The sequence below is a fragment of the Pseudomonas sp. CM25 genome (assembly GCF_013179705.1).
Lineage (GTDB): Bacteria > Pseudomonadota > Gammaproteobacteria > Pseudomonadales > Pseudomonadaceae > Aquipseudomonas.
Genome location: NZ_JABMCW010000299.1, coordinates 1 through 6,754, shown reverse-complemented (window position 1 = coordinate 6,754; position 6,754 = coordinate 1). Strand labels below are relative to the sequence as shown.

The 6,754-nt window shown below is 63.3% G+C and carries 8 protein-coding genes; 2 read left to right on the top strand and 6 right to left on the bottom strand.

The window, feature by feature from the left end; all coding sequences use genetic code 11:
* Positions 1-275 precede the first annotated feature (275 nt).
* Both HP546_RS23590 and HP546_RS23585 read right to left on the bottom strand, forming a co-directional pair.
* On the bottom strand, positions 276-2,333 hold the full coding sequence (locus HP546_RS23590) for an LTA synthase family protein (protein ID WP_172230202.1): 2,058 nt from the start codon (positions 2,331-2,333) through the stop codon (positions 276-278).
* A 141-nt stretch (positions 2,334-2,474) separates the two neighbouring features.
* The gene (locus HP546_RS23585; protein WP_172230200.1) at positions 2,475-2,666 is read right to left on the bottom strand and encodes a PLDc N-terminal domain-containing protein; all 192 of its coding nucleotides are present in this window, start codon (positions 2,664-2,666) and stop codon (positions 2,475-2,477) included.
* 126 nt (positions 2,667-2,792) lie between these two features.
* On the opposite strand from HP546_RS23585, the gene HP546_RS23580 reads away from it, so the two are divergent.
* Positions 2,793-3,731 carry a ZIP family metal transporter gene (locus tag HP546_RS23580; RefSeq protein WP_172230199.1) on the top strand — a complete coding sequence of 313 codons (939 nt, stop codon included), beginning with the start codon at positions 2,793-2,795 and terminating at the stop codon, positions 3,729-3,731.
* Positions 3,732-3,854: 123 nt separating this feature from the next.
* Here HP546_RS23580 and HP546_RS23575 read toward each other — a convergent pair whose 3' ends face one another.
* Both HP546_RS23575 and HP546_RS23570 read right to left on the bottom strand, forming a co-directional pair.
* Complete coding sequence (locus HP546_RS23575; RefSeq protein WP_172230197.1) at positions 3,855-4,385, bottom strand: hypothetical protein; 531 nt, start codon at positions 4,383-4,385, stop codon at positions 3,855-3,857.
* Positions 4,386-4,444: 59 nt separating this feature from the next.
* Complete coding sequence (locus tag HP546_RS23570) at positions 4,445-4,969, bottom strand: ankyrin repeat domain-containing protein (protein ID WP_172230195.1); 525 nt, start codon at positions 4,967-4,969, stop codon at positions 4,445-4,447.
* A gap of 270 nt (positions 4,970-5,239) precedes the next feature.
* Between HP546_RS23570 and HP546_RS23565 the strand changes: the two genes are divergently transcribed.
* Positions 5,240-5,512, top strand: a complete 273-nt coding sequence (locus tag HP546_RS23565; protein ID WP_172230193.1) for a DUF3509 domain-containing protein — start codon at positions 5,240-5,242, stop codon at positions 5,510-5,512.
* A 125-nt stretch (positions 5,513-5,637) separates the two neighbouring features.
* Here the strand turns inward: HP546_RS23565 and HP546_RS23560 are convergent, their stop codons facing one another.
* Both HP546_RS23560 and HP546_RS23555 read right to left on the bottom strand, forming a co-directional pair.
* Complete coding sequence (locus tag HP546_RS23560; RefSeq protein WP_172230191.1) at positions 5,638-6,174, bottom strand: oxidase; 537 nt, start codon at positions 6,172-6,174, stop codon at positions 5,638-5,640.
* The coding region (locus HP546_RS23555) for an MFS transporter (RefSeq protein ID WP_172230189.1) at positions 6,174-6,754 on the bottom strand (581 nt) is incomplete at its 5' end. The genes HP546_RS23555 and HP546_RS23560, both read right to left, overlap by 1 nt.

Here is a 6,754-nt window from a genome sequence, read left to right as displayed (position 1 = left end):
CTCTCCATCAAATACCACAAGGTGTGTGATGCCTGAATAACTGACCTTGGGGTTGGGAGAATGTTCAGTCTGTGCCGGCCTCTTCGCGGGTAAACCCGCTCCCACACGGATACCATCAACCTCAGGCCCTGTGACTTCCCTGTGGCAGGGATACCATCAACCTCAGGCCCTGTGACTTCCCTGTGGCAGGGATACCACCAGCCTCAGGCCCTGTGATGTCCCTGTGGGAGCGGGTTCACCCGCGAATGGGCCGCAAAGCGGCCCCTGTTGCCGCCTTACTTCGGTGTACCGTGCACCACGCCAGCGGTGTTATCCAGCAGGCTCTTGGTCGCCGTCTGGATATACGCTTCCAGCTTCTTGAGCATTTCCGGCTGGTCCGGGCTTTCGATCAGCTCGGCCTTGAACTCGCTGCCCAGCTGGTAGCGGTACATGCGCGGGGTCATGTCCTTGGACTCGATCAGGATACGGTCGCCCTGCACCAGGCCGACGATCTGCTCGCTGCCCGACGGCTTGATCATGCCCGAACCCTGGTCGCCCTCAGGCAGGTTGAGCAAGTCGCGGCCCCAGCACTGGTGCCGGGCCTGGCCACCCAGACGGCCCATGATGGTCGGCACGATGTCGACCTGGGTGCCCACGGTGTGGTCGACCGCGCCGAACTTCTCCTGGATACCCGGGGCGATAAGCAGCAGCGGCACGTTGAAGCGGCCCAGGTCCAGCTCGGTCACCTGCTGGTGGTTGCCAAAGCCATGGTCACCCACGATGACGAACAGGGTGTCCTTGAAGTACGGCTCTTTACGCGCCTTCTCGAAGAACTGGCCCAGCGCCCAGTCCGAGTAGCGCATGGCGGTCAGGTGCTCGTCCAGGCGGCCTTGCCCGGTAACCTTCTCGACCGGCAGGTCTTTAGGCAGCGCGTACGGGGTGTGGTTGGACAAGGTCTGCAGCAGGGCGTAGATCGGTTTTTTGCCATCATGCTTGGCCAGCTCCTCGTTGCCGCGGTCGAACATGTCCTGGTCGGACACGCCCCACGTCGGGTCGGAGAACACCGGGTTGACGAAGTCGTTGCGGCCGATGAAGGTGGTCATGCCCTGGTTGCCGAAGAACCCGGACTGGTTGTCCCAGGCGAAGTCGCCGTTGTACACGTACACGTCGTCGTAATTGCGGGCGCTGAGCAAGGCCGGCAGGCCCGACAGCTTGTGGCCGCCTTCCGGGGTCTGCATCAGGTATTCGAACCCGGGCAAGTTGGGGAAGCAGGCCATGGTGGCGAACATGCCCTGGTGGGTATGGGTGCCGTTGGAGAAGAAGCGGTCGAACAGCAGGCCTTCTTTGGCCAGCTTGTCGAAGTACGGCGTGATGTTGTTGGGGCTGCCCAGCGCGCCCACCGAGTGGCCAGCGAAGCTTTCCATCAGGATCACCACCACGTTCTTGATCGGCAGGGTGCGCTCGGCCGGCGGCAGGAAGTCGCGGCGGATGGCAGCCTCGTCGGCATCGACCAGCGTGTCGTGGGCGGTCAGCAACTGCTCGCGCACGCTTTGCGTGGCCACAGTCTGGTCCAGCACCGGCTTCCAGATGTTGGCGCGGTCTTCGCCGAAGCGGCTCTTGGCGGCGTCGATCAGGGTCAGGGTGCCGTTCAGGCCCAACTGGTTGACGAAGTTGGAGTCGGTGGTAAAGGCATCACCCCAGCGCATTGGCGGGCCCTGGCGCAAGGTGCCACGGGCGGCGACCACGGCCACCAGCAGAATCACCATGAATACCGCCAGGCGGTTGTACCACGGCGCCACGCGCTGCACGCCATCGCCACGGGTGATGCGGTCGATGCCCTTGAACAACAGGCTCAGCAGCCAGGTGCCAAAGGCCCAGGCCAACAGGTAGCGCACCACCGGGAAACCGTACCAGAGCATGCTCATGACGGTTTTCGGGTCTTCCTTGATGTACTGGAACACCAGGCCGTTGAGGCGCTGGTGGAACTCGCGGTAGAAGTCCATTTCCATCAGGCCGAGGAACATCACCACGCTCGAGGTGAGGGTCAGCCAGAAACGGAACACGCCACGCCGGGCCATCGCCCAGGGGCTGAGAATGGCCAGCAGCAGCGGTATGCTGAGGTACACCACCACCCGCAGGTCGAAGCGCAAGCCGTTGAGGAAGCCCTCGGCGACGGTTGTATAGGGTGTATCGCCGATCATGTCGCTGTTGTAGACCAGCAGCGCGAGGCGCACGAGGCTGAGCATCAGCATGATCACCAGGGCGCTGAGCAGCGTGTAGGCCAGGTGGGATTTCAGGGTCGGCGAGAACGACGCTCGCCCGCCCCGTTGCTTCAGGGCGTCCGTGTTAGCCATGAATGGGAAGGTCCTAGGATTGCGGTTTGCGGAGATGGCGCTGGTGCTAGACCAACGCAGCATTGTGCGGGTGCGGATTCTGTTTAAACCAATGTGAAAATTTTGTCACGAGGGTGTTGCCGGTTTTGTCTGCGCCGGCCTTCAAATGCGCGCATTCCCCCGCGGGCCGGCAATCGCCCAGATCACCAGGCCCACCACCGGCAGCAGTGCGATCAGCAAGATCCACAACACCTTGATGCCCACCTCGCGGCCACTCTTGATCACGTTGAAGATGGCCCAGATATCCAGCGCCAGTATGATCAGCCCTACCAGGCTGTTGAATGTAGACCCCATGCCATGGCTCCTGTGCTAAGGCTTTGCTGCACAGCATAGCCAGCTATCACGTCGATAGAGGGGAAACCTTGGCAATGCGGGCCGGTCACTGCATAAACTGCCTTATACGCCGAATCCGAGGTTCACATGCCCCCAGCCCAGAGTCACAGCGCCGCCCCGCCCTCCCCCCTCAGTGCCTGGCGGCAACAGATAGCCAGCAGCCCGTGGGTGGGCGCCGGCCTGGCGTTGAGCCTGCTGGCCGTGCTGACGCTGCTGGCGGCGAGCCTGTGGAATGCCATTCATGGCGACCATGCCGAAAACCTGCACCTGGCGGCGCTGGGCGGGTTTGCCGGCTTCGGCGCCACCGCCCTGGGCGCGGTACTGGCCGTGGTGCTGCGTGATGTCAGCACGCGCAACCAGGATGTGATGCTGGGCTTTGCCGCCGGCATGATGCTGGCGGCCAGCTCATTTTCGCTGATTCTGCCGGGACTGGACGCCGCCCGGGACATCACCGGCAGCGGGCCCGCCGCGGCCTTCACCGTGGTGCTGGGCATGGGGCTGGGTGTGCTGCTGATGCTGGGCCTGGACCGCTTTACCCCGCACGAGCATCAAACCGTCGGTGTGGTCGGGCCGGAAACCGAGCGGTTCAGTCGGGTGTGGCTGTTCGTGCTGGCAATCACCCTGCACAACCTGCCAGAGGGCATGGCCATTGGCGTGAGCTTTACCAACGGCGACATGAACATCGGCCTGCCGCTGACTACCGCCATCGCCATCCAGGACATCCCCGAAGGGCTGGCCGTGGCCCTGGCCTTGCGGGCAACCGGGCTGTCGAACATGAAGGCGGCTCTGGTGGCGGTCGGGTCGGGGCTGATGGAGCCGCTGGGTGCGGTGATCGGCCTGGGGATTTCCACCGGCTTTGCCCTGGCCTACCCGATCAGCATGGGGCTGGCGGCGGGGGCAATGATCTTTGTGGTCAGCCACGAGGTGATACCGGAAACCCACCGTAACGGGCACCAGACAGCGGCGACCCTGGGGTTGATGGGCGGGTTTGCGGTGATGATGTTTCTGGATACCGCGCTGGGCTGAACTTGAGGTTACCTGAACCGGCCTATTCGCGGGTGAACCCGCTCCCACAGGATTATCACTGGCCCAGATTGCAGTGGGATACCTGTGGGAGCGGGTTCACCCGCGAAGCAGCAAAAGCAGAAATCAGACGTGGACAGCCACTTTCAGGGCTTCCAGGGCCGGCTCGACCTTGATGCCCACTTCGGCCCCAAGCGCCTGGACCCGCGCCAGGTCATGCTGCCCCACCATTACCATCTGCAGCTCGTCATCCAGCAACTGGCTGAAATTCAACAGCACATAACCGCCGGCCTCTTTGTTCAGCGCGCCCATCTGCACCTGGATGCGGTTAAGTGCAGTCAGCGGCTCGGTACGGGCCAGCTGCTTGGGCTTGAGGGTGAACGGCACGCTGCTGTCGAATGAATCGCTGATCTGCTGGAACAGGTCCTGGTAGCTGTCAGCCTGGAACACCACGGTGTCCGGCAGGCTGCCCAGCACCACCCATTCGCCCAGCGGCATGGGGAAGCTGTCGTCGTAATTGATGTCAGGGTTGGCGGCCAGGAAGGCGGCCGGGTCGGCGTAGGCCTGGGCGGCCTCGTCGGCAATGCGCTCGATGTCTGCCTCGAGCATGCAGCCAGCGCCGATGAGGCTGATGAATTCGAGCAACTGAGTTTTCATGAAAGGGGCCTGCGACGGGTGAAAAGTCGCCAAGGATAGCCGCAAAAGCCCCTTTGCTGTTAGCCGGCCAGCGCCTGCAGGCGCGCCGTGGCGTCCACGGCACCCATGGTCTGCGCCGCCATCAGGGCGGTGGCACCGCGGGCGTCCTGGTGGGCCGGGTCGGCGCCTTGTGCCAGCAGATAGTCGAGGATGTCGCTGCGATTGAACATGGCCGCCAGCATCAGCGCGGTGCGCCCGTCCTGCGCGCAGGCGTCCACTGGCACGCCATGCTCCAGCAGCAGGCGGATCATGGCCAGGTCGCCTTTGAAGGCGGCGCCGGCGATGGGCAGTTGCCCGTTGTCATTGGCGATCAGCGGGTCGGCACCCTGCGCCAGCAGCACGCGCACCGCGTCATGGTGGCCATGGTAGCTGGCCAGCATCAGCAGGGTGTCGCCCTTGTGGTTGCGCAGGTTGGCCGGCAGGCCGCTGGCAAGCAGGCGCGCGAGCATTTCGGCATCGCCGTGGCGGGCAGTGTCGAACACCTGTTCGGCGAAGGCAGCGGTTTCATCGGCAGTCATGGTGGCGGGCGCGGTTTGGCTGGACATCGGGAACCTCCTGGCAGAAATCGGTGCCTAAGTGTTTGTCAGGCTCACGCTTTGGGTCAAAGGTTCAGTTTCTATCGAGCCGATAGGCACAAGCCGGGCCGTGCAAAATGCACTGTGCAAATTGCACGACCTTGCAGGATGCACGGTAACCCCTCTGAAAAATCTTTATAAATCACTGATTTCAAAGGACTTTTCTGCAAATCAATTTCTGGCACGGTCACTGCAATCTACTTCATCACGATTGCCACACCACCTTTGTCAGGAGTTGATATGGACCTCATCCAGGAAAAGTTCGTTTCGGTATTCTCGGCTTATCAGGTCAATACCCAGCCCCGCCCCGATGGCGGCGTGCTGCTGACCTTGCGTGCTGCCGATGGCAAGGTGACCCGCCGGGTGCTGACCTACGGACAACTGCACAGCGCCGAACAGCTGTCCTGGGCGATCAGCGCCATTCGCCGCGATCTGGCTGAGCAGGCCAGTGAATTGCCGGTGATTACCATGCTGCAGAGCCAACAGCGGTTTGCCCTGCCGACCTATCGTTGATTTTTGTGGTGGTATCACGGGCCTCTTCGCGGGTGAACCCGCTCCCACACTGATCGCGTAACCCTCAGGGTTCGCGGTCAATCAATGGGGGAGCGGGTTTACCCGAGAAGAGGCCCGCGAGGCCACTACAGCTCGTCAATCCCCGGGAATGCCCGTGCAGTCAGATCTCCGGTAAACCGCGGTTCCACGCCCTGCTCGCTGCCAAACACGCGCACCGCGAGGCAAAACGGCGTATCACCCAGCTCCACCCAGCGCCGGGTCCCCGCCGGGACCAGCAGTTGGTCACCCTTCTCGCACAGCACCGAGTACACCCCTCCAGCAAGCCGCAGGCCAACTTGTGCGCGCCCGCTGACAACTGCAAATACCTCGTCGCTGTCGTGCACATGCTCATCGCGCACATCCACCTGCGCCGGGTCTTCCCCATCACGGTTGAGCAGCACGAAGGCCTTGCAGCCATGCGCCGTCATCAGCTGGTCCAGGTACCCTCGGCAGGCATCCAGTACCTCGTCCCGGGCCGTACCCGGGCGCACCCGCAGGCCGTGTTCGGCATGCGCAAAATGCACGCCCTGCTCGGCCAGGGTGGCGGCGATGTCATCATGGTGGGTCAGCACCTTGTTCGGCAGTTCCGGGCTGGCGGGGTGGAAAACGCTGAGAATGCTCATCAGGGGCGGGTCCTGGCAGGTTGCGAACAAAGGGCCATGATAACGGCTGCAGCCAAGGCTGCGGCACTGGCCATACCAAAGGTGAAGGCGGGCCCCAGCAGCTTCCAGCTGTAGCCCGAATACAAGGCGCCCAAAGCGCCGCCGGTACCCGACAGCGCGGCGTACAGCGCCTGGCCCTGGCCCTGCTGGCGGGCACCGAAGCTGGCCTGGACGAAGGCAATGCAGGCGGCATGGAAGCAACCGAACGTGGCCGCGTGCAGCAACTGGGCGAATATCAGTACTGTCGGCTCGTCCGCCAGGTTACCCAGCAGCAACCAGCGCACAGCCGCCAGCAGGAAGCTGACCAGCAGCACCCGTTGCACGCTGAAGCGGGCGAACAGGCGGCTCATGAGCATGAACATCAGCACTTCGGCCACCACCCCCAGCGCCCACAGCAAGCCGATGGCACCCCGGCTGTAGCCCAGATGCTCCAGGTGCAGCGTGAGGAAGGTGTAGTACGGCCCGTGGCTGAGCTGCATCAGCGCCACGCAGGCATAGAATGCGATCACCCCCGGGGCGCGCAGCTGCTGCAGGAAACCAC